Source organism: Chloroflexia bacterium SDU3-3 (assembly GCA_009268125.1).
In the GTDB taxonomy this organism is placed as follows: Bacteria; Chloroflexota; Chloroflexia; order Chloroflexales; family Roseiflexaceae; genus SDU3-3.
Window position 1 is genome coordinate 1 of the sequence record WBOU01000005.1, and the last position, 20042, is coordinate 20042.

The window sequence follows — 20042 nt, forward strand, 5'->3', positions numbered from 1 at the left end:
GGCCCTGGCGGCGGCGGCGGCGGCGGGCGTGGCCCCGGCGGCCCTGGCGGCGGCGGCGGGCGTGGCCCCGGCGGCCCTGGCGGCGGCGGCGGCGGCGGGCGTGGCCCTGGCGGCCCTGGCGGCGGTGGCGGCTACCGTGGCGGCACTGGCGGCCCCGGTGGCCCCGGTGGCCCTGGTGGCGGTAGCGGCGGCGGCGGTGGCGGCGGCTTCAACCGTGGCCCTGGCGGTGGCGGCGGCTTCAGCCGTGGCCCTGGCGGTGGCGGCGGTGGCGGCTTCGGCGGCGGCGGCAGCGGTGGCGGCGGCTTCGGCGGCGGCGGTGGCCCGGCAGCGGGCGGTCGCGGCGGCAGCAGCCGTGGCGGCAGCAGCCGTGGCGGCAGCAGCCGTGGCGGCAGCAGCCGTGGCGGCAGCAGCGACCGACGCGACGGCGATATGAACGACGGCGGGCTGGGCCGTGGCCGTGGTGGCAGCGGGCGCGGCGGGCGTGGGATGGCACGCCCTGCCCCGGTGGTGCGCGCCCCGGTGCGCCCCAAAGGCCCGATCGAGCTTTCCAGCGTCATGACGGTGCGCGAGCTTTCCGAGGCCATGGGCGTCGGCGCTTCCGACATCCTCAAGGTGCTGATCAAGCTCGGCATGCTGGCCACGATCAACCAGCAGATCGACTACGAGACCGCCGCGCTGGTCGCCTCGGAGTTCAGCTTCGAGACCAAGGAGATGGTCCCCGAGATGCTGGCCGGGATCATCGACAACGTCAAGGACGTGATCGCCGAGCAGCAGGCCGAGGATCTGCGCCCCCGCCCGCCGGTGGTGACGATCATGGGCCACGTGGACCACGGCAAGACCAAGCTGCTGGACGCCGTGCGCTCGACCCGCGTGGCCGAGGGCGAGGCTGGCGGCATCACCCAGCACGTGGCCGCCTACCAGGTGGACATCCACGGGCGCAAGATCACCTTCCTGGACACCCCCGGCCACGAGGCCTTCACCGCCATGCGCGCCCGCGGTGCCCAGGTGACCGACATCGTCATCCTGGTGGTGGCCGCCGACGACGGCGTGATGCCCCAGACCCTTGAGGCCATCTCGCACGTGAAGGCGGCGGGCGTGCCGCTGATCGTGGCGATCAACAAGATCGACGTGGCCGAGGCCAACCCCGACCGCGTGCGCCAGCAGCTGGCCGAGCACGACGTGATCGTCGAGCAGTACGGCGGCGACGTGCCCTCGGTCGAGGTCTCGGCCCGCCAGAAGATCAATATCGACGGCCTGCTGGAGATGGTGCTGCTGGTGGCCGACCTGGCCGAGCTGAAGGCCAACCCGAACGCAGCCGCCATCGGCACGATCGTGGAGGCCGAGCGCGACAAGAGCCGCGGCGCGGTGGCCACCGTGCTGATCCAGAACGGTACGCTGCGCCTGGATGACAACATCCTGGTGGGCGGCACCTTCGGCTCGGTGCGCGCGATGTTCAGCGACACCGGCAAGCGCCTGCGCTCGGCCGAGCCAGCGATGCCCGTGCTGATCATGGGCCTGAACGACGTGCCCCAGGCCGGCGACGTGCTCCAGGTCGTCTCCGACGTATCGGTGGCGCGCGAAGTGGCCACCCAGCGCCAGCGCCAGCAGCGCATGGAGACCATGGCGGCCACTGCGCGCGGCACCACGCTGGACGAGCTGTTCAAAAACGCGCAGCAAGGCCAGATCAAAGAGCTGAACCTGATCATCAAAGCCGACGTGCAGGGCTCGATCGGCGCGCTTGAGCACGCGCTCGGCCAGCTCAACAACGAGGAGGTCCACATCCGCGTCATCCACCGTGGCACGGGTACGATCACCGAGAGCGATGTGAACCTGGCGGTGGCCTCGCACGCGATCATCCTTGGCTTCACCACCCGCCCCGACCCGGCGGCGCGGCGCGCAGCCGAGACCAACGGCGTGGACATCCGCTACTACAACATCATCTACCAGCTGATCGAGGACATCAAGAAGGCCATGATCGGCATGCTCGATCCGGAGTTCAAGGATGTGGCCACCGGCTTCGCCGAGGTGCGCAACACCTTCCGGCTGCCCTCGCGCGAGACGGTCGCGGGCCTCTACGTCACCGACGGCAAGATCACGCGCGGCGACAGCGTGCGCGTGCTGCGCAGCGGCGTGGTGATGCACGACGGCAAGATCGGCAGCCTCAAGCGCTTCAAGGACGATGTGCGCGAGGTGGCGTCGGGCTACGAGTGTGGCATCACCATCGATGGCTTCAACGATGTGCTGGTGGGCGACACGATGGAGTTCTACCGCAAGGAGCGCGTGGAGCGCACCGCCTAGCAGACGGCGCGTGGGGCGTGCCGCCGCTCGGCGGCGCGCCCTTCCTTTTCTGGCAGGGGCGTCGGCCCCATACGCAGGCGCTATGGCTGCCATGGGCCTGCACCTAGGATGTATGAGCAAACGAACCCAACAGGTCGGCGATGAGATCCAGCGCATCCTGAGCGAGGCCATCCAGTACGAGCTGCGCGACCCGCGCGTGGGCTTCGCCACCGTGATGAACGTGGAGATGAGCGCCGATCTTCAGCACGCCAAGGTCTTCATCTCGGTGATGGCCGAGCCAGCCGAGCAGAAGGAGACCATGGCCGCGCTTGAGCACGCCAAGGGCTTCCTGCGCCGCGCGGTGGCCCAGGGCCTGCGCCACATGCGCTCGGTGCCCGATCTGCATTTCCACCTCGACACCTCGCTGGCCTACACCCAGCGCATCGACGAGCTGCTGCACGAGATCAAGCAGGAAGACAAGGGCGACCAGGACAAGGGCGGCGAGCAGAAGTAGCGCACCGGCCAGCTGGCCAGCGCCCTCTGCCCCGCCCTTGCTGTGCGCCAGGGCTGGTGTCTGCGATGATTGAAACCCCAAACGACGTCTATTTTAAAAAGCGGCTGGACTACTATGTCCATAGCCAGACCTTCGCATTCGATGTGGGCCACACGCTGTTCTCCTCGTTCCAGGTGGATGAGGGCACCGACCTGTTCCTGCGCACGATCGACGTGCCGCCGCCGCGCCAGGTGCTCGACATCGGCTGCGGGGTGGGCGTGATCGGCATCGTGCTGGCGCGGCTGTACCCCGAGGCCCAGGTGCTCTGCGCCGACCGCGATCTGCTGGCCGTGCGCTACACCCGCCACAACGCCCAGCTCAACCAGGTGGCCAACGTCACCGCCATGGGCAGCGTGGGCTTCGAGGATGTGCCCAGCGACAGCTACGACCTGATCACCTGCAACATCCCGGCCAAGGTCGGCGACGAGGCGATCGAGCGCGAGTTCATCCTGGAGCCGCTGGCCCACCTGCGGCCCGGCGGCGACTACTGGTTTGTGGTGGTGAGCGGCCTCAACCACCTCATCCCCAAGGTGGGCGTGCGCCACGGCCTGCACCTCAAGCAGGTGAAAAAGCGCGCCGGACACGCGGTCTACCACCTCAGAAAGCCCGCCTAGCTGGCTCCATGCCCAGGGTTCGGCCCCCGAACGCTGGCCACACACACCATGCATCTGTTTACCGACCCGCACGCGGCGGCGGCCCCCATCGCCGCGCAGATCGCCGCCGCCAGCCACGTGCTAGTGCTCACCCACGTCAACCCCGACGGCGACGCCATCGGCTCGCTGCTGGGGGCCACCCACGTGCTGCGCGCCATGGGCAAGCAGGTGACGCCGGTGGCCATGCCGCCGCTGCCCGCCTACACGCTCTGGCTGCCCGCCGCCGACACCATCCAGGTCTACTCGCCCGGCATGGCCCTACCCCAGGCCGATCTGCTGCTGGTGGTGGACACCGCCAGCATGGGACGGCTGGGTGAGATCTACCCCAACCACATCGATCAGCTGGGCCAGCTGCCCATGGTGGTGGTCGACCACCACATCACCAACGATGGGCGCGGCACGCTCAACCTGATCCAGCCCGCCGCCGCCTCGGCCTGCGAGCTGCTCTACCAGCTGTTCGCCGCCATGGATGCCCCGATCAGCCCCGAGGCCGCGACCTGCATGCTCTTGGGCGTGACCACCGACACCCAGAGCTTCCAGACCAGCGCCACCAAGCCCAGCAGCATGCGCGCCGCCGCCGACATGGTCGAGCGCGGCGCGCAGCTGGCGCGCGTGGTGCACGAGGTCTACTTCGCCATGCCGCCCACCAACGCGGCCCTGATGGGCCACGCGCTCACCAGCATGCGCTGGGAGGACGGGGTGGCCTGGGCCTTTGTGACGCGGACCATGATGGACGCCACCGGCGCTGGCGACGAGGCGGCGGATGAGGTCATCCAGGTGATGCAGCGGCTGGCGGGCATCCGCGGCATGGTGCTGCTGAAGGAGCGCGAGGACGGCACCACCAAGATCAGCCTGCGCTCGCTGCCGCCCTACAACGTGGCGGTGCTGGCCCAGCACTATGGCGGCGGCGGCCACGCCCAGGCCGCCGGTGCCACGCTGCTGCTGGCCCCCGAGGCCGCCGCCGCCGATGTGCTGCCGCGCCTGCGCGCCCTGGTGGATGCCTGATGCACGGCTTTCTGAACATCGACAAGCCTGCGGGCATGACCTCGCACGACGTGGTGGCCCGGCTGCGCCGCCTGGCCCGCCAGAAGCGCGTGGGCCACGCTGGCACGCTCGACCCCGCCGCCACCGGCGTGCTGGTGGTGGCGCTGGGCCAGGCCACCCGCCTGATCGAGTATGTGCAGGATGAGACCCGCAAGTCGTACCGGGCCACGGTGCGGCTAGGCGCAACCACCACCACCGACGACGCCGAGGGCGAGGTGGGCGTGGTGCGCCCGGTGCCCGCCCTGGCCCAGGCCGATCTGGCCCAGGCGCTCGCGCCGTTCCAGGGCCACATCCAGCAGGTGCCGCCTATGTACTCGGCGCTGCACCACGAGGGCCAGCGCCTGTACGATCTGGCCCGCGCCGGGGTGACGCTCGACCTGCCCGCACGCCCCGTGGTGATCTACCAGATCGACCTGGTGGAGCTGCGCCTGCCCGATGTGGTGCTCGACATCACCTGCGGCAAAGGCACCTACATCCGCTCGATCGCCCGCGACCTGGGGGCGGCGCTGGGCTGCGGCGCACACCTGGCCGCGCTGCGGCGCACCGCCGTGGGCACATTCGTGGTGGCTCAGGCCGCCACGCTTGAGGCGCTGGAGCAGGGCCAGCCGGCCCTGGCCGAGGTGCTGCTGCCCGCCGAGCACGCCGTGCGCGACTGGCCCGCCGTGGCGCTAGATGCCGAGCAGGCCGCCTTCGTGCGCAACGGCAGGCCGCTGCTGCTGCCCGACGCCCCCGCAGGCGAGCGCGCCCGCGCCCACGGCCCCGGCGGCGAGCTGCTGGCCACGCTCCAGCTTCAGGATGGCCGCTGGCAGCCCACCAAGGTCTTTCAGTGGGACGCATAAGGCGGTTTTCTCGATTACAATGGTAGAGCCATCCTTACGAGGATCTTGTGGCCGCACTGTTTGTAACATCGAGAGATCCCATGAAGCTCATCCAAGGCTCGCAGCAGCCTGTCAACGATCTTCCCACGGTGCTCACCATCGGCGTGTTCGATGGGATGCACCGTGGGCACCAGCACCTGATCAGCAGCGCCGTGCGCCGCGCCCACGAGCTGGGCGCGCAGGCGGCAGTGCTGACCTTCGACCCGCACCCCGACCTCGTCATCCACCCCGAGCGCAAGCGCATCTACCTGGGCACGCTGCAGCAGCGGCTCGATATGATCGCGCGCCTCGGGGCGGATGTGGCGATCGTGCTGCCCTTCACCGAGGCCACCAAGGGCCAGAGCGCCCAGGCGTTTGTCGAGCAGATCACCGCCACGGTGGCGCTGCGCGAGCTGTGGGTCGGCTACGACTTCGCCCTGGGCCGCATGCGCGAGGGCAACACCACGCGCCTGGCCGAGCTAGGCCAGAGCTACGGCTTCAGCGTGCACCCGGTGGCCGCGCAGATCGACGGCGACGCGCCGATTAGCTCCTCGCGCATACGGGCGGCGCTGGCCCAGGGCGACATGGCCGAGGCCCAGCGCCTGTTCGGCCACCCCTTCGAGGTGGCCGGGCCGGTGGTGCAGGGCGACCAGCGCGGGCGCACCATCGGCTTCCCCACCGCCAACGTGGCCGTGGATGAGCTGGTGGTGCTGCCCGCCGACGGCGTGTATGTCTGCACCGTCGACCTGGATGGCACCCGCTACGGCGCGGTCACCAATGTGGGCGTGCGCCCCACCTTCGACGGCGTGCGCCGCACCTGCGAGGCCCACCTGCTCGACTTCAGCGGCGACCTGTACGGGCGCACCATCGGCGTGCGCATGCTGCACCGCCTGCGCGGCGAGCAGAAGTTCGCCGGTGTGCAGCAGCTGGTGGCCCAGATCCAGGCCGACGCCCAGGCGGGCCGCGCATGGCTGGCCCAGCACGACACAACACCGTAGAACGACGATATCATACGTTGCCCCATGGCCAGCTGCCGTGCTATAGTGCCAGCAGACCGCCAGCGAGGCCGGGGCAACCTGAAGAGAGAGACTATGGCGAAAGGCGATGACCGCACCCTCACCAACCGTGGCGTGAGCCGCGCTATCGAAGACTACCTGAAGGCGATCTACACGCTCGCCCAGGAGCATAGCGCGGTCTCCACCTCGCTGCTCTCCGAGCAGCTCGGCGTGCGACCCGCGTCCGTCACCGGCATGCTCAAGGCCATGGCCGAGGCCAGCCTGGTGATGTACACGCCCTACCGTGGCGTCGAGCTGACCGCCGAGGGCCAGCGGATCGCGCTGGAGGTGGTGCGCCACCACCGGCTGCTGGAGCTGTACCTGGTGGAGGCGCTGGGCTACAGCTGGGATGAGGTGCACGAGGAGGCTGAGGCGCTGGAGCACCATATCTCCGAAAAATTCGAGCAGCGCATCGCCGCCGCCCTGGGCAACCCCGAGTTCGACCCGCACGGCGACCCCATCCCCAGCATCCACGGCACGCTGCCGATCGGCTCGACCCGCCGCCTGGGCGACATCGCGGTGAGCGAGTGCGGCGTGGTGAACCGCGTGAGCGACCAGAACCCCGAGCGCCTGCGCTACCTGGCCGACATGGGCATCATCCCCGGCGCATCGGTCGAGGTCACATCCAGCGCGCCCTTCGACGGCCCCGTCACCGTGCGGGTGGGCGAGCACAGCTACGCGCTCGACCGGCGGCTGGCGCGCAAGATCTTCATCACGTAGCGGGTATAGTTCCCACCAAAGCTCCAAGACTCCAAGATTCTGAAGGTGTGAGATGGCTCGCACCTTCTTTTTTATGTGCTGAAAGCGGACACGAGATCCACACCTTGCCCACATCGGGCTGGGGGCGATAACGACAATGCGTGATCATATCTCATTCAGACAGGGGGGTTCACCGGCCCGGCAGGGGGGTTCACCGACAAACGCCTATAGGCAAACAACCCCCAAGGCCGCAACATCCGGCTGCCTTGGGGGTGAAAACCTGCGCATCGGCGTAAGAAGGGCGCTACCGCCCGAGCAGGCGGGCATAGAGGCTGGTGAAGCCGGTGCCGAGCGGCTGATAGCCGTAGGTGGATGCCACCTTCTCGCGGCCATGCAGGCCGAACTGCCGCCGCAGCGCCGCATCCTCGCCCAGCGCGCGCACCTTCTCGGCGTAGGCCGCCACATCGTTGCGCGGGCACAGGAAGCCGTTCTGGCCCTCGTCCACCACCTCGGGCAGGGCCGAGGCGTCGGTGGTGACCACCGGGCGACCGCAGGCCAGCGCCTCGGCGGGCGCGATGCCGAAGCCCTCCAGCCGCGAGGGGAACAGCAGGATGTCGCACGACTGGTAGGCCTTCACCAGCCCGGCGCGGTCGGGCGAGCCGATCGAGATCATGCGCGGGTGGGGCGGCTGCTCGTCGCTGCCCTGGAAGCCGCCAGTGTAGTAGAGCGCGTAGTCCTCGGGCAGCATGTCCATGATCTTGGGCAGCAGGTCGAAGCCCTTGCGGCGCGTGCGGTTGCCCACGAACAGCAGGCGGATGCGCGCATCCGAGGGCGGCAGGCCATCGTCGCTGCGGGCCAGATCGGGCGTGGGCACAAACACGTCGGTGTCGATCCCGTCGTAGATCAGCACGGTATCGCGCTTGCCGTAGGTCTGCTCGACCTGGCGCTGGGTGTAGCGCGAGACGCAGACCACCGCGTCGGCCTCGCGGATGGAGCGCTCGTCGTAGCGCGACTCGACCAGGCGGTAGAAGATGCGCTGGGCCAGCGAGCTGTAGGGCTGCAGCTCGGGGTCGGTGGTCAGGTGGTGCACAGTGGTGACCAGCGGCATGCCGGGCACGCGCAGCGCGAAGCCCACGCGCGAGCGGCCCTGGATCACGTCGAAGCCGCGCCACCAGCCCATGGGCAGGCTGCGCTGGATGAGCATGGGCGCGAAGTTGTACAGCTCGGGCAGGCGCAGCAGCTCGGCGCGGGGCGCACCGTGCTGGCGCACCGAGCGCAGGATGTTCTGGATGCCGAAGTCCACGCCGCCGCGCCCGGTGGGCGAGAGGTAGAGAGGTCGCATAGCGTACCGCCAGATCTGCTAGAAGAAATCGAATGAGAACGGCGCAAGCCCGGCGAACAGCGTGTCGGCCACGGCCAGCGCATCGCGGCTGCTGGCCGTGATGATGCCGAACGCGGCGGCAGCGCTGGGCCGCAGGTAGCGGGCATAGATCTGGGCCAAGGCGCGCACGTCGCAGCTGATCTGGGCGGGCGCGTCGGCGGGCAGGCGGCGCACCTGGGCCGCGCCATCGGCCACCTCGATCTGGTAGACACCCTGGTTGAAGGCCAGCCAGTCGTCGGCCACGGCCAGCGTCAGCGTGCCGCGCGCGGCGGAAGGGAAGCGGTAGCTGGCCAGCGCCTGCTCGACATCCACCAGCCGCAGCATGAAGTGCTGCTCCACCTCGCAGCGCAGCGGGTTGGGCATCAGCAGGTTCACCGGCGCATCCACCGGCGCGCGGAACTCCACCTGCTCACACTGCGAGTCGTGCTGCGAGAGGAAGGCGAACAGGTTGGCGCGGGCCACTGGGTCGAGCGCCACCATCTCGCGGCAGACCATGCGCGTGGTGCTGTCGGGCTTCTTCTCCATGCGGTAGATGGTGTAGGCCCGGCCCTGGCCCTGCTCGTCGCGCCAGATGGCGATGCGGCGCGGCTTGCCATCCCATGTGGTCAGGATCTCGCTGCGCCACCACTGGGCGTCGCGCACCATGGGCCCGAAGCGGCCACGCAGCGCCTGGGCGTAGATCGCATCCAGCTGCGGGATGCTGCGCTCATCCTCGATGGTGAACTGGCCGCTCTGCCGCCGCTGGAAGGGCAGCAGATCTTCGGGGGCGCAGCGGTAGACCGCCCGATCCATGCAGGTGGCCCAGCCGAATCGCCCGTAGAACGAGACCTTGAACGGGTGCAGCATGGCCAGCGCCATGCCGCGCTCGCGCATCTCGTCACAGGCCCCGCGCAGCATCTGCTCCACATAGCCGCGCCGCCGCAGCTCGGGCGGGCACGAGACCGCGCCGATCGCGCCGAACAGGTGGCTGGCGCGGCCATCGGTCAGGGTGTAGGGCTGCAGCACCATCTGGGATGTGAGCCTGCCGCCCGCGAACACGCCGCGCGCCACATTCTGCGGCAGCGTGGCCAGCCAGCGGTCCACATCCACCGACTCAATCCCGAAGGCGAAGGCGTCGCCAGCGGCGAACTGGGCCATATGCTCGGCCCCCACGGGGGCGTAGATCGTATCACTCATCGGCGGTCGCTCCTTTCATCATCGATTCGAGCGCGACACAAAAGAGGGGAGGCCTGCCGCCTCCCCAGCGCGGGACGGTAGCGGCTAGGCGCGGGGTTTCTCGACCACGATAAAGTAGCTGCCCGAGCGCAGGTGGCCGAACAGCCACAGGTCCAGCTCCATCATCAGGGTCACGGCGTAGAGCGCGTAGTAGACCGGGCCGCGCTTGCCCAGGAAGCCGCGCATCTTGCGGCGGGCGCGGATCTCGCGGGCGGTGCCCTCGGCCACATGGCCCTCGCCGGTGGCGGGTGCGGCGGCCTTCTTGGGCTTGCGGGCCAGCGCGGCCTCGCCCAGCTTCATCAGCACGTGCTCGACAAAGCTGGTGAACACGCTGTTCCAAAACACCACCTTCACCACCCGCAGCCCGGCGCGGTCCATGGCGGCCAGCACATCCTCCCAGTGCGGCATGGCCTTCACATGGTCGGATTTGCGGCGGGCCTCGCGCTCGAAGTCGTACACGCCCGCCTTCACGAACTGGCGGCCAAGCCAGCGGCTGGCATCCACCAGCGGCTGGAGCGACGACGGATCTTTGGTGTTGGAGAAGGCCATGAACTGGCCGCCCGGCTTGAGCACGCGGGCCGTCTCGGCCAAGTAGGCGTCGATCACGTCCAGCGGGAAATGCTCAAGCACATCGATCGAGAACGACTTGTCAATGGTATTCTCGGCGAAGGGCAGGCAGCGGGCGTCGGCCTTGGTGAGCGTGATCTTCTCCAGGGCCTCGTCGGCAAACATGGTCGCCGGGTCGGAGCCGATCATCAGGCCGACCTTGTCCACATTCCAGATCGCGTGCTTGGCGGTGCCGCAGCCATTGTCCAGCACCACATCGGTGGGCTTGAACTTGAGCAGGCGGGCCAGCGCGCGGTCGCGCACGCCAGCGGCCAGCAGCGCCGGGGCCATCTCGCGGTAGTCCAGCTCCTCGGCCAGCTCGGCCTCCTCGCTGACATACTTGGAGACGTAGCCGAACTCCACCGAGCGCGGCATCAGGTCGATATAGCCCTGCTCAAAGGGGTAGTCGTTGCCGCAGTGGGCGCAGTGCACGCCCGCATCGGCGACAACCAGGTCGCGCGACTGACATGTCGGGCACTGGAGCAGGTGGAAGAGTTCACGAGCGATCATAGGTTTTGCTTCTGTGTTGGAATTCAGACACGGTGCCCCACCGGGATGGCCGAAGCAGGCTCGGCGCTAGCGGGGGAGCCGCTCTCTCAATAGGCGCGTGGGGCGCTGTATAGCGAGTATGGCTAGCGCTGCGCATTGTACCATAGCGCGGGCGGGGCGAAGAACAATGAACCACGAAGACACGAAGGCGCGAAAGACGGGGGAACCGTTTTACCACCAAGGCTCCAAGACGCCAAGGGAAACATTAACCACGAGGACACGGAGGCGCGAAGGGGAGAGCCTGGTTACCGCCAACACACGCCAAGGAAAAAGGGTGCACCCCCAAACCTACCCACCCGGCCCATGCGGCGAAGATGTCGCTGGTGTTTTGATCGCCATATGCGCGAACACCAACTGCCAGGAAAACAGCATCGGAAAGCCTCAAATTGGGGATCCCAGGGGGCGATGCCCCCTGGCGGGGTTCCTAGGGGCTGGCCCCTAGGCGCTGCCCGCGCAGGGCATGCACCACCAACCACACACTACCATCATTATCCATTATCGAAGCCGCAGCCGCGCCATCCCGACCGGGCAACGCTCCAAGCATTGCCTACGGTCGGGATAACCGCGAGTCGACGCGGAAACCCTCGAAACATGACACCGAGCGAGCACGCCCGCCCATACATCGTGCGCGGCGGCACATGGAAATGCCGCATTCCAATGCCTTGGCGGCAGCAAAATCTGGTGTTGACAGCGTGGACAAGCGGTGCTATACTCCGCTTAATCGTTTCACCGGTTAATCGTTTAAATGCAGACAGGTCGCAATGGCCGCGACGATCAAACAGGTCGCACAGCACGCCGGGGTCTCCCCCGCCACCGTCTCCTACGTGCTCAACGGCACGGGCACCGTCACCGAGGTGACGCGCCAGCGTGTGCTGGATGCCGTGGCCGCGCTGGACTACCAGCCCAGCTACGCGGCGCGCAGCCTGCGCGGCAGGAGCCACACCCTGGGGCTGGCGCTCCCCGCCATGCCGGGGCGGCTTGCCGATCAGGCCCTGGCCGAGGTGCTGGCGGGCATCGCCGACGCGGCCACCGCGCGCGGCTACCAGCTGCTGCTGGCCGCCCCCGACGCCCAGCGCACCGGGGCCGAGCTGTGCCGGTCGCTGGCCCGCACGGGCCGGGTGGACGGCATGGTGCTGCTCGACCTGCTAGTGGACGATGAGCGCGCCTCGGCGCTCTGCGAGCTGGGATTCCCGCACGTGTGCGCAGGCCCCGCCCCCGCAGGCTGCGCCAGCCCATCGGTGCAGACCGACGGTGCGCAGGGCGCGGCCCTGGCCGTGCAGCACCTGATCGGGCTGGGCCACCGCCGGATCGGCCTGATCCAGCTGCCATCCGACATGGCCGAGAGCGAGCCGCGCTACGAGGGCTACGCCAGCGCCCTGGCCGAGGCCGGGATCGACCCCGACCCCGAGCTGGTGGTGGAGGCCGGGCGGCGCGAGGTGGATGGCTACCAAGCCATGCAGGAGCTGCTGGGCATCCCCGAGCCGCCCACGGCGGTGCTGGCCTGCAGCGACGAGCTGGCCCTAGGCGCGATGCACGCGCTCTACGACGCCGGGCGCGAGATCGGGCGCGACACATCGCTGATCGCCTTCGAGGACACGCCGGTGGCCGCGCACACCCACCCGCCGCTCACCGCGCTGCGCCAGCCGCGCTACCGCATGGGCGAGCAGCTGGCCACCCTGCTGATCGAGGCCATCGAGCAGCGGGCGCAGCAGCCCAGGCGTGTGACCCTAGAGACCCGGCTGGTGGTGCGACGATCCACCGGCCCCAACCAAGCTATCACCCCAGGCGAAACCGCCCAGCCCACGTAGGCGAAGGCGCGACGCCGATGATATTCTCTATGCGAAGGAGCATTCTGGTATGGCTAGCATCAAGTTTGACCACGTCAACAAGCGGTTCGGCGAAGTTCACGTTCTGAAGGATCTCAACATCGACATCCAGGACCAGGAGTTTCTGGTGCTGGTCGGCCCCTCGGGCTGCGGCAAGACCACCGCGCTGCGCTGCCTGGCTGGCCTTGAGGAGATCACCGACGGCAGCATCTACATTGGCGACCGCGTCGTCAACGACGTGCCGCCGAAGGATCGCGACATCGCCATGGTGTTCCAGAGCTACGCGCTCTACCCGCACATGTCGGTCTACGACAACATGGCCTTTGGCCTCAAGCTGCGCAAGACGCCGAAGTCCGAGATCGACAAGCGCGTGAAAGAGGCCGCCGAGATGCTCTCGATCGGCCACCTGCTCGACCGCAAGCCCAAGGCACTCTCCGGCGGCCAGCGCCAGCGCGTGGCCCTGGGCCGCGCCATCGTGCGCAACCCGGCGGTGTTCCTGATGGACGAGCCGCTGTCCAACCTCGACGCCAAGCTGCGCGTGCAGACCCGCGCCGAGATCTCGAAGCTGCACCAGCGCCTGAAGACCACCTTCATCTATGTGACCCATGACCAGACCGAGGCGCTGACCATGGGCACCCGCATCGCCGTGATGAAGGACGGCGTGCTCCAGCAGCTCGACTCGCCGCAGACGCTGTACGACCGCCCGGCCAACATGTTCGTCGCGGGCTTCATCGGCTCGCCGGCCATGAACTTCTTCGAGGCCAAGCTGGCCCGTGGCAACGGCGGCCTGGTGGTCGACCTCGGCTCGTTCCAGCTGCCGGTGCCGGCCAACCTGGCCGATGGCATCGCCGCCCACGTGGGCAAGCCGATCTACCTCGGCATCCGCCCCGAGGACGTGCACGACGCCAACTACGTGCCGCGCGGCGTGGACGAGAGCGCCAAGGTCACCACCCGCGTGAACGTGGTGGAGCCGCTCGGCTCCGAGGTGTACGCCTACATCGAGAACGGCGGCAAGGAGCTGGTGGCCCGCCTCGACCCGCGCACCGGCGCTCGCGTCGGCCAGCCGCTTGAGGTCACGGTGGACATGAGCAAGATGCACATCTTCGACCACGAGACCGAGAAGGCCTACCTCTAGGCATTCGGCTTCGCACAGCACAACGCGACGGCCCTGGCAGGTTGCCAGGGCCGTCGCGTTGTGTCATTTCTTCTGCTCATCCGCGGGCCTGCGCGGGGCAGCGCCCTCGTACTCCGACGTGCTCTCGGTCTTCACCTCGGTGTCGTCGCCGCTGGGCTGGCGGCTCTCTGCGCCCTCGTACTCCGACGTGCTCTCCGGCTTGGGGATGCCGGGCAGCTGCTCATCCTGCCGCGTGCCTTTGTCGCCCATGGTTGTCCTCCTGATGCATCGTCACATCGCTTGGCCATGGCCTACCGCAACATCTGTGCCGCAGCAATAAACACGGTGAAACCACAACACTGGGTTACGCCCTATACCCTAGATAGAACCAACGTGGGGCGTATACTATGGACAAAAGCGTACCCGGCGCGCATCCCCAAAAAAACCACAAAAAAAGATTTGCATTGCGATGCGCGCTGGTACTCCTGGTCGTTTCCCCACACACCGACGTGTGGGCCAAAGGAGGCCGACGATGCTACGACGACCACACCCCAACAGCGCCGAGCGCGCAACCCACCTCATGGATCAGCTCCACTCGATCGCCGAAGGCGCAGTCATCGACTGGCTGCTGCGCACCGGCCAGTGGGATCCCGAGGCCGAGACCAAGATCCAGCGGTTCCTGGACACGCAGCGCAGCTACCTTGAGCCGCAGGCCGAGGCCGAGCCAGCGCCCGAGCAGCAGGCCCCCGCGCCTAGAGCGGCAGCCCAAGCTGCTCGGCAGTCGGATCGTCATCCGTTTCTTCTGGTGCTGCCGAAAGAGGAATACGCAGCCTAACAGCGCGGTCGCCCTTGGGCCGCAGCAGGCGGGCGCAGCGGGCGCACAGGTTGCCCGGCGGCGCGGCCAGCTCGCGCAGCTGCCACTCGCGCAGGTTCAGCAGCGCGCCGCAGCGCGGGCGGCCCGCCGCATTGGCCAGGTGGTAGTGCCAGTCGGGGTTCACCCTGGCCAGGGCGCTCTTGGCCAGCACCCGGATGGGCTGGTTCGGCTCTTCGTGCATTGGCATCACCCCTCTTCGTCTGCGCGAAACAGCAGGCAGTAGCTGTGGTCGTAGCCGTCGTAGTAGCGATCCCATGTGATCACCACCTCGCCCGCAAAGCGCAGCACCTGCCCGACCGAGCGCGCCACATCCCAGGCCAGCGTGGTGATACCGTGGCTATCCTTCAGGTTGGCCACCTCGATCACCACGTGGCCACCAGGGGCCAGCAGCCCGCGCACCTGCGCGTAGATTGCAGCCAAGTCGTCCAGATACTGCCCGTAGGCATCCTCGGCGGGAGCGCCGCGCAGCACGTTCTCGCGCTCGTGGGAGGCCATGAAGGGCGGCGCGCTCATGGCCAGCGCGGCGGGCGGCAAGCCCAGCGCGGCGATCTGGCGCGAGTCGGCGCACAGCAGCCGCTCGGGGTTGCGCAGCCGCCCGCGCGCATACTGCGCCCGCCGCTCGTCGATCTCCACCCCGTAGCCCTCGCGGCCCATGGACTCGGCCACGGCCAGCGTGGTGCCGTAGCCCGCAAACGGGTCGAGCACACGCTCGCCCTGGCGCGTGAGCCTGCCGATGAACTCGGCGGCCAGCTCCTCGGGGTAGCGCAGCTCCTCCTCGCGGAAGGCGGGCGGGAGCCTGCCAGGCAGGCGGTGCTTGAGGCGAAGGTAGGTGCGCACGGGGCTTGTGTCTCGCTCTGCTGCTGCCGCAGCGCTTGGATCGGATCGGCCTATTATAGCGAAAGTTTGCCGCGCCCGCCGATGGTAGCTAGATGTCAACCGACCGGTAAACTCTTCCTCCCCCAAAACGAGCCATCCTGCGCTATCATGCCAGCAGAGCAGTGATGCTAGGCAAAACAGGAGCTACGCAGTCGAAGGTGCCCGTGTAGCAAGCGCGACCCAGATTCAGCGCACACACCCACCTCGGCCCCTCCAATCTCCCTTCTCGCTCCCGCGTAGGCCCCTGTGCACAACCGGAGGCAGCGTATGCGCACGCAGTACACATGGGAGCTAGAGTCCCTTCGCACCCAGATCACCACCCTGGGCCACACCGTGGCCGACCGGCTGGCGCAGGCCATTCTGGCGCTGCAGCAGCACGACACTGCCCTGGCCAAGATGCTGATCGACGCCGACAGCGAGATCAACGCCATGCGCGACACCATCGCCGAGCGCGTGGTCGCGATCATCGCCACCCAGCAGCCAGTAGCCTACGACCTGCGCGCGCTGATCGCCGCGAGCGAGATCGCCAGCGAGCTAGAGCGCGTGGGCGACTACGCCAAGAGCCTGGCCAAGATCACGCTGGGCAGCCCGCGCCAGCAGGCCAGCGCCATGCCCATGCCGCTCGCCCCGCTGGTGCGCGAGGTGCAGGCCATGCTGGCCGAGGCGATCGAGTGCTTCGCCATGCAGGATGAGATCCGCGCCCGCGAGCTGGAGAGCGCCGACGACGTGGTGGATGCGCTAGAGGCCCAGTTCCGCGCCCACGTGGCCGAGATGCACCGCGACGACCCGCAGTCCATGCTCTGGGCCACCGACGCCCTGATCGCCGCCCACACGCTGGAGCGCATCGCCGACCGCGCCACCAACATCGCCGAGCGCGTGATCTTCATCGCCAGCGGCGAGCGGGTCGAGCTCAACCACTAGCGCCGCCCGTCGCCACAAGGATGTGGCGCAGCGACCTACGAAAGGACACGACCATGGAAACGACAGCAGCCCGACCGAAATCATTCCCTGTCGATCAGGAGATCCGGTTCTGGATGTCGGCCCCGGCGGTCACGGTGAACCTCGCGGTGCCGCTGAGCGAGGCGCTGGAGCTGATGAGCACCTCGGGCGTGCGGCGGCTGCCCGTGGTGGTGGACACCGGCGAGCTATGCGGGATCATCACCCAGGGCGACATCCGCGGCGCGGATGTGTTCCAGGCCGCTGGCGTCGACACGCTGGCCATCGCCGAGACTCTGTGCAGCGTGAAGGTCTACCAGGTGATGTGCGACACGCCGCTGACCGTCGGACCCAGCACCAACATCCGCGAGGCCGCCATGCTGATGATCGAGAACAAGATCGGCGGCATCCCCGTGGTGGATAGCCAGCGCCAGGTGGTGGGCATCATCACCGAGAGCGACCTGTTCGAGGCCCTGGTCGAGCAGCTCGACCAGCGACATACAATGTAGCTATGATCGATGCCCCAGCAGTGTCGCTGGGGCGAATGTGCAGTGTACGAGCAAAGGAGCTACGGCCATGAAACACATTCTGGTTCCTCTAGATGGATCATCCCTCGCCGAGCGTGTGCTGCCCTACGTGCGCGAGATCGCCAAGATCGCCAAGGTGGATGTCACCCTGCTGCAGGTGCTCGACGACCGTGGGCAGGAGGCCTTCATCGCCGAGGATGCCATGGTGGCGCACGCCGACGGCAAGGAAACGTCATCCCCGCGCCGCCCGCCCTACGACACCGACGACGCCGAGTACGCCCGCACCTATATGGCCGATATGGTCGCCGACCTGAGCCGCGATGGCATCGAGGCCCAGTCGATCATCCGCGTGGGCCAGCCCGCCGAGATCATCGTGGAGATGGCCGGTGCCGCTGGCACCATGATCGCCATGGCCACCCACGGCTACAGCGGCGTGCGCCGCCTGGCCCTGGGCAGCGTGGCCGACAAGGTGGTGCACCTCTCCGAAGGGCCGGTGTTCCTGGTGCGCGGCGATGTGGAGGTGGCCGAGCCGCGCTTCCACCGGCTGCTGGTGCCGCTGGATGACACGCCAGTGGCCAAGCAGGTGCTGCCCTGCGCGATCGATTTCGCCGAGCAGGCCGGGGCCGAGCTGCTGCTGCTGCGCGCCATCCAGCCCTTTGTCGACCACTACGCCGAGCTGCAGCCCTTCGGCTACACCCAGCCGCCGGATGAGCAGTGGCTGATGGAGCAGCGCGCCGAGATCAAGCGCGATCTGCTGGGCCACGCCGAGCTGGTGCGCCAGCGCCACGCCGCCACCCGCGCCATGGTCTGCGACGGCGACCCCGCCGAGGTGATCGTGGAGGAGGCCAAGCGGCTGTGCGCCGACGTGATCATTATGGCAACCCACGGGCGCAGCGGGCTGCAGCGCTGGGCCATGGGCAGCGTGGCCGACACTGTGCTGCACCACACCTGCAAGCCCATGGTGCTGGTGCGCGCCCACCACAACCATAACTAACCCGCACCACAACGCCAGGCGGAGCGATCTGCCTGGCGTTGTGGTGCCCAAATACAGCAATTGGCAGCGAATCCCCTGCTGCGTACAGCATTTCATGGCTATGCTTGCCACAAAAGCGCCGCAATCAGCGTCTACCTATGCAGAACCTATTGCGAGGTAGCGATGTTCATGGGGGGTCGTATGATGAGGCAAGACGAGCAACATTCCTGGGAAGAGCTATGCCGATGGGCCGAGTTCGGGCTGATCACCCCCGAGCAGTTCGCCGAGCAGCAGCCGCAGCGCCCGCCGCTGCTGGGCCAGCGCATGGCTGCCCTGCTGGGCGCGCTGGGGATGCTACTGGGCGTGCTGGGCATGGGCCTGCTGGGCGCGCTGCCCGCCGCCCTGGCCCTGGCGATCGCGCTGCTGGGCCTGATGCTGGTGGCGGCGCGGATGTAGCCCAGCGCGTGCGGCCCGGCGGCGTACCGCTGGGCCGCACGGCAGATCCTGCACGATAGCATCACTTTCCGCGATAACATAGCTCTTCTTATCTATTTTTCACCCCTACACCGATTTCCCCAACCTTAGCGCACCATTTAGGTTGACTTCTCTATTCATATTGTTTTCCCCTATCAGCCATGTTCATGCAAAAAACATGCTCGAACTCGGGTTCGCATGTCGCAAAGCGCCGCGCGGATATACCTTCTTCCTCACAGGCGCAGAAAGTTTGCACCGATTTTCAAGCTATGCTATGATAGCCACGCACTAATTCAATAGGAAGACTCATCACGAGGGGCGGAGGGACTGGCCCGGTGAAGCCCGGCAACCCCCATGAGCACCTTGCCTTTAGCGGCCCACGGCGGCGGCAGAAGGCGGGAAGCAGGCATGGGAAGGTGCCAATTCCTGCAGGCGGGTGCTGCCGCCTGGTAGATGAGAGGAAAAGGATGAGCGGCCTCTCGCCTTGCGAGTGGCTTTTTTTGCGCTATGGCCAATGATCTTGAGACACTATGGTGGGAAGCTGGCGCACTCTACCTGATCGACCAGCGGCTCCTGCCCGCACAGGTGGTTCCCGTGCGCTGCGACACGGTGGGGGCGGTCGCCGCTGCCATCCAGTCGATGCAGGTGCGCGGCGCTCCGGCCATCGGCTGCGTGGCGGCCTATGGCATGGCCATCGCCGCGCGCACCCCGGCCACATCCGCCGCCGCGCTGCTGGATGCGCTGGTCAGCGCCAAGCGCCAGCTGGACGCCGCCCGCCCGACTGCGGTGAACCTGGCCTGGGCCACCGCGCGCATGCTGGCCCGCGCCCAGCGCGAGGGCAGCGTGGCTGGCATCCAGCAGGCCCTGCTCGATGAGGCCCACGCGATCAAAGCCGAGGATCTGGCCATGTGCCACGCCATCGGCCAGCACGGCGCGCCGCTCATCCCTGCCCAGGGCCGCGTGCTAACGCACTGCAACGCGGGCGGGCTGGCCACGGCGGGCTACGGCACCGCGCTCGCACCCATCCGCACCGCGCACGCCCAGGGCCGCGCGCTGCATGTGTGGGTCGATGAGACCAGGCCGTTCCTACAGGGCGCGCGGCTGACCGCGTGGGAGCTGCAGCAGGCCGGGGTGCCGCTGACGCTGATCACCGACTCGATGGCGGGCTACTTCATGCAGCGCGGCCAGGTCGACTGTGTGATCGTCGGGGCCGACCGGATCGTGGCCAACGGCGACACCGCCAACAAGATCGGCACCTACAGCCTGGCGGTGCTGGCCAAGGCGCACAGCATCCCGTTCTACGTGGCCGCGCCCTCATCCACCATCGACACGGCCCTGCCCGATGGCTCGCACATCCCGATCGAGCAGCGCGCGTCGGACGAGGTGACGCAGCTGGCTGGCACGCCCATCGCCCCGGCGGGCGTGGACGCCGCCCACCCGGCCTTCGACGTGACGCCCGGCAGCCTGATCACGGCCATCATCACCGAGCGCGGCGTCTGGTACCCGCCGTTCGCATTTACCCGCCTGAACGCTGCCTAGCAGCCGATTTTCGC

At 68.1% G+C, this 20042-nt stretch carries 21 protein-coding genes, 1 pseudogene and 1 riboswitch; of the genes and pseudogenes, 15 read left to right on the forward strand and 7 right to left on the reverse strand.

Annotation, left to right across the window (positions count from 1 at the left end):
* Positions 1 to 134: 134 nt before the first annotated feature.
* A pseudogene (locus F8S13_09405) lies at positions 135 to 479 on the reverse strand (3-hydroxyacyl-CoA dehydrogenase).
* On the opposite strand from F8S13_09405, the gene infB reads away from it, so the two are divergent.
* From infB to F8S13_09440, 7 genes are all read left to right on the forward strand, one after another.
* Entirely contained in the window at positions 430 to 2298 is a 1869-nt protein-coding gene (gene infB, locus F8S13_09410; GenBank protein ID KAB8143234.1) for a translation initiation factor IF-2, read from the forward strand. The pseudogene F8S13_09405 and the gene infB overlap by 50 nt on opposite strands.
* A 112-nt stretch (positions 2299 to 2410) precedes the next feature.
* The gene (gene rbfA, locus F8S13_09415) at positions 2411 to 2791 is read left to right on the forward strand and encodes a 30S ribosome-binding factor RbfA (GenBank protein ID KAB8143235.1); all 381 of its coding nucleotides are present in this window, start codon (positions 2411 to 2413) and stop codon (positions 2789 to 2791) included.
* 65 nt (positions 2792 to 2856) lie between these two features.
* Positions 2857 to 3444 carry a methyltransferase gene (locus F8S13_09420; GenBank protein ID KAB8143236.1) on the forward strand — a complete coding sequence of 196 codons (588 nt, stop codon included), beginning with the start codon at positions 2857 to 2859 and terminating at the stop codon, positions 3442 to 3444.
* A gap of 48 nt (positions 3445 to 3492) precedes the next feature.
* Entirely contained in the window at positions 3493 to 4488 is a 996-nt protein-coding gene (locus tag F8S13_09425; protein KAB8143237.1) for a bifunctional oligoribonuclease/PAP phosphatase NrnA, read from the forward strand.
* Complete coding sequence (gene truB / locus F8S13_09430; GenBank protein KAB8143238.1) at positions 4488 to 5366, forward strand: tRNA pseudouridine(55) synthase TruB; 879 nt, start codon at positions 4488 to 4490, stop codon at positions 5364 to 5366. Before F8S13_09425 ends, truB begins: the two co-directional genes overlap by 1 nt.
* An 80-nt stretch (positions 5367 to 5446) precedes the next feature.
* Entirely contained in the window at positions 5447 to 6382 is a 936-nt protein-coding gene (locus tag F8S13_09435; GenBank protein ID KAB8143239.1) for a bifunctional riboflavin kinase/FAD synthetase, read from the forward strand.
* A gap of 93 nt (positions 6383 to 6475) precedes the next feature.
* On the forward strand, positions 6476 to 7159 hold the full coding sequence (locus F8S13_09440; GenBank protein KAB8143240.1) for a metal-dependent transcriptional regulator: 684 nt from the start codon (positions 6476 to 6478) through the stop codon (positions 7157 to 7159).
* Between the two features lie 283 nt (positions 7160 to 7442).
* On the opposite strand, the gene F8S13_09445 is transcribed toward F8S13_09440, so the two are convergent.
* The 3 genes from F8S13_09445 to F8S13_09455 form a co-directional block, all read right to left on the reverse strand.
* Positions 7443 to 8480 carry a glycosyltransferase family 4 protein gene (locus F8S13_09445; GenBank protein KAB8143241.1) on the reverse strand — a complete coding sequence of 346 codons (1038 nt, stop codon included), beginning with the start codon at positions 8478 to 8480 and terminating at the stop codon, positions 7443 to 7445.
* Positions 8481 to 8498: 18 nt separating this feature from the next.
* Positions 8499 to 9695 carry a GNAT family N-acetyltransferase gene (locus F8S13_09450; protein ID KAB8143242.1) on the reverse strand — a complete coding sequence of 399 codons (1197 nt, stop codon included), beginning with the start codon at positions 9693 to 9695 and terminating at the stop codon, positions 8499 to 8501.
* 84 nt (positions 9696 to 9779) lie between these two features.
* Entirely contained in the window at positions 9780 to 10850 is a 1071-nt protein-coding gene (locus F8S13_09455) for a methyltransferase domain-containing protein (protein KAB8143243.1), read from the reverse strand.
* A gap of 800 nt (positions 10851 to 11650) precedes the next feature.
* On the opposite strand from F8S13_09455, the gene F8S13_09460 reads away from it, so the two are divergent.
* Both F8S13_09460 and F8S13_09465 read left to right on the forward strand, forming a co-directional pair.
* Positions 11651 to 12697, forward strand: a complete 1047-nt coding sequence (locus F8S13_09460) for a LacI family transcriptional regulator (GenBank protein ID KAB8143244.1) — start codon at positions 11651 to 11653, stop codon at positions 12695 to 12697.
* Between the two features lie 49 nt (positions 12698 to 12746).
* Complete coding sequence (locus tag F8S13_09465) at positions 12747 to 13850, forward strand: ABC transporter ATP-binding protein (protein KAB8143245.1); 1104 nt, start codon at positions 12747 to 12749, stop codon at positions 13848 to 13850.
* A gap of 63 nt (positions 13851 to 13913) precedes the next feature.
* Here the strand turns inward: F8S13_09465 and F8S13_09470 are convergent, their stop codons facing one another.
* Positions 13914 to 14099, reverse strand: a complete 186-nt coding sequence (locus F8S13_09470) for a hypothetical protein (GenBank protein ID KAB8143246.1) — start codon at positions 14097 to 14099, stop codon at positions 13914 to 13916.
* Positions 14100 to 14361: 262 nt separating this feature from the next.
* Between F8S13_09470 and F8S13_09475 the strand changes: the two genes are divergently transcribed.
* Complete coding sequence (locus F8S13_09475) at positions 14362 to 14664, forward strand: hypothetical protein (protein KAB8143247.1); 303 nt, start codon at positions 14362 to 14364, stop codon at positions 14662 to 14664.
* Here F8S13_09475 and F8S13_09480 read toward each other — a convergent pair.
* Together F8S13_09480 and F8S13_09485 are read right to left on the reverse strand one after the other, a co-directional pair.
* Positions 14582 to 14890 (reverse strand): hypothetical protein, encoded by a 309-nt coding sequence (locus tag F8S13_09480; GenBank protein KAB8143248.1) that lies wholly within the window; start codon positions 14888 to 14890, stop codon positions 14582 to 14584. The genes F8S13_09475 and F8S13_09480 overlap by 83 nt on opposite strands.
* Positions 14890 to 15540: a hypothetical protein gene (locus tag F8S13_09485; protein ID KAB8143249.1), complete on the reverse strand. Its 651-nt coding sequence runs from the start codon at positions 15538 to 15540 to the stop codon at positions 14890 to 14892. Before F8S13_09485 ends, F8S13_09480 begins: the two co-directional genes overlap by 1 nt.
* A 306-nt stretch (positions 15541 to 15846) precedes the next feature.
* Between F8S13_09485 and phoU the strand changes: the two genes are divergently transcribed.
* The 5 genes from phoU (at position 15847) to mtnA (ending at position 20028) form a co-directional block, all read left to right on the forward strand.
* On the forward strand, positions 15847 to 16500 hold the full coding sequence (gene phoU / locus F8S13_09490) for a phosphate signaling complex protein PhoU (GenBank protein ID KAB8143250.1): 654 nt from the start codon (positions 15847 to 15849) through the stop codon (positions 16498 to 16500).
* Positions 16501 to 16613: 113 nt separating this feature from the next.
* Positions 16614 to 17024: a CBS domain-containing protein gene (locus F8S13_09495; protein KAB8143564.1), complete on the forward strand. Its 411-nt coding sequence runs from the start codon at positions 16614 to 16616 to the stop codon at positions 17022 to 17024.
* Positions 17025 to 17091: 67 nt separating this feature from the next.
* On the forward strand, positions 17092 to 18036 hold the full coding sequence (locus F8S13_09500) for a universal stress protein (protein ID KAB8143251.1): 945 nt from the start codon (positions 17092 to 17094) through the stop codon (positions 18034 to 18036).
* A gap of 180 nt (positions 18037 to 18216) precedes the next feature.
* On the forward strand, positions 18217 to 18471 hold the full coding sequence (locus F8S13_09505; protein KAB8143252.1) for a hypothetical protein: 255 nt from the start codon (positions 18217 to 18219) through the stop codon (positions 18469 to 18471).
* 321 nt (positions 18472 to 18792) lie between these two features.
* A riboswitch (SAM riboswitch) is annotated at positions 18793 to 18949 on the forward strand.
* A gap of 47 nt (positions 18950 to 18996) precedes the next feature.
* Positions 18997 to 20028 (forward strand): S-methyl-5-thioribose-1-phosphate isomerase, encoded by a 1032-nt coding sequence (gene mtnA, locus F8S13_09510; protein ID KAB8143253.1) that lies wholly within the window; start codon positions 18997 to 18999, stop codon positions 20026 to 20028.
* Positions 20029 to 20042 lie beyond the last annotated feature (14 nt).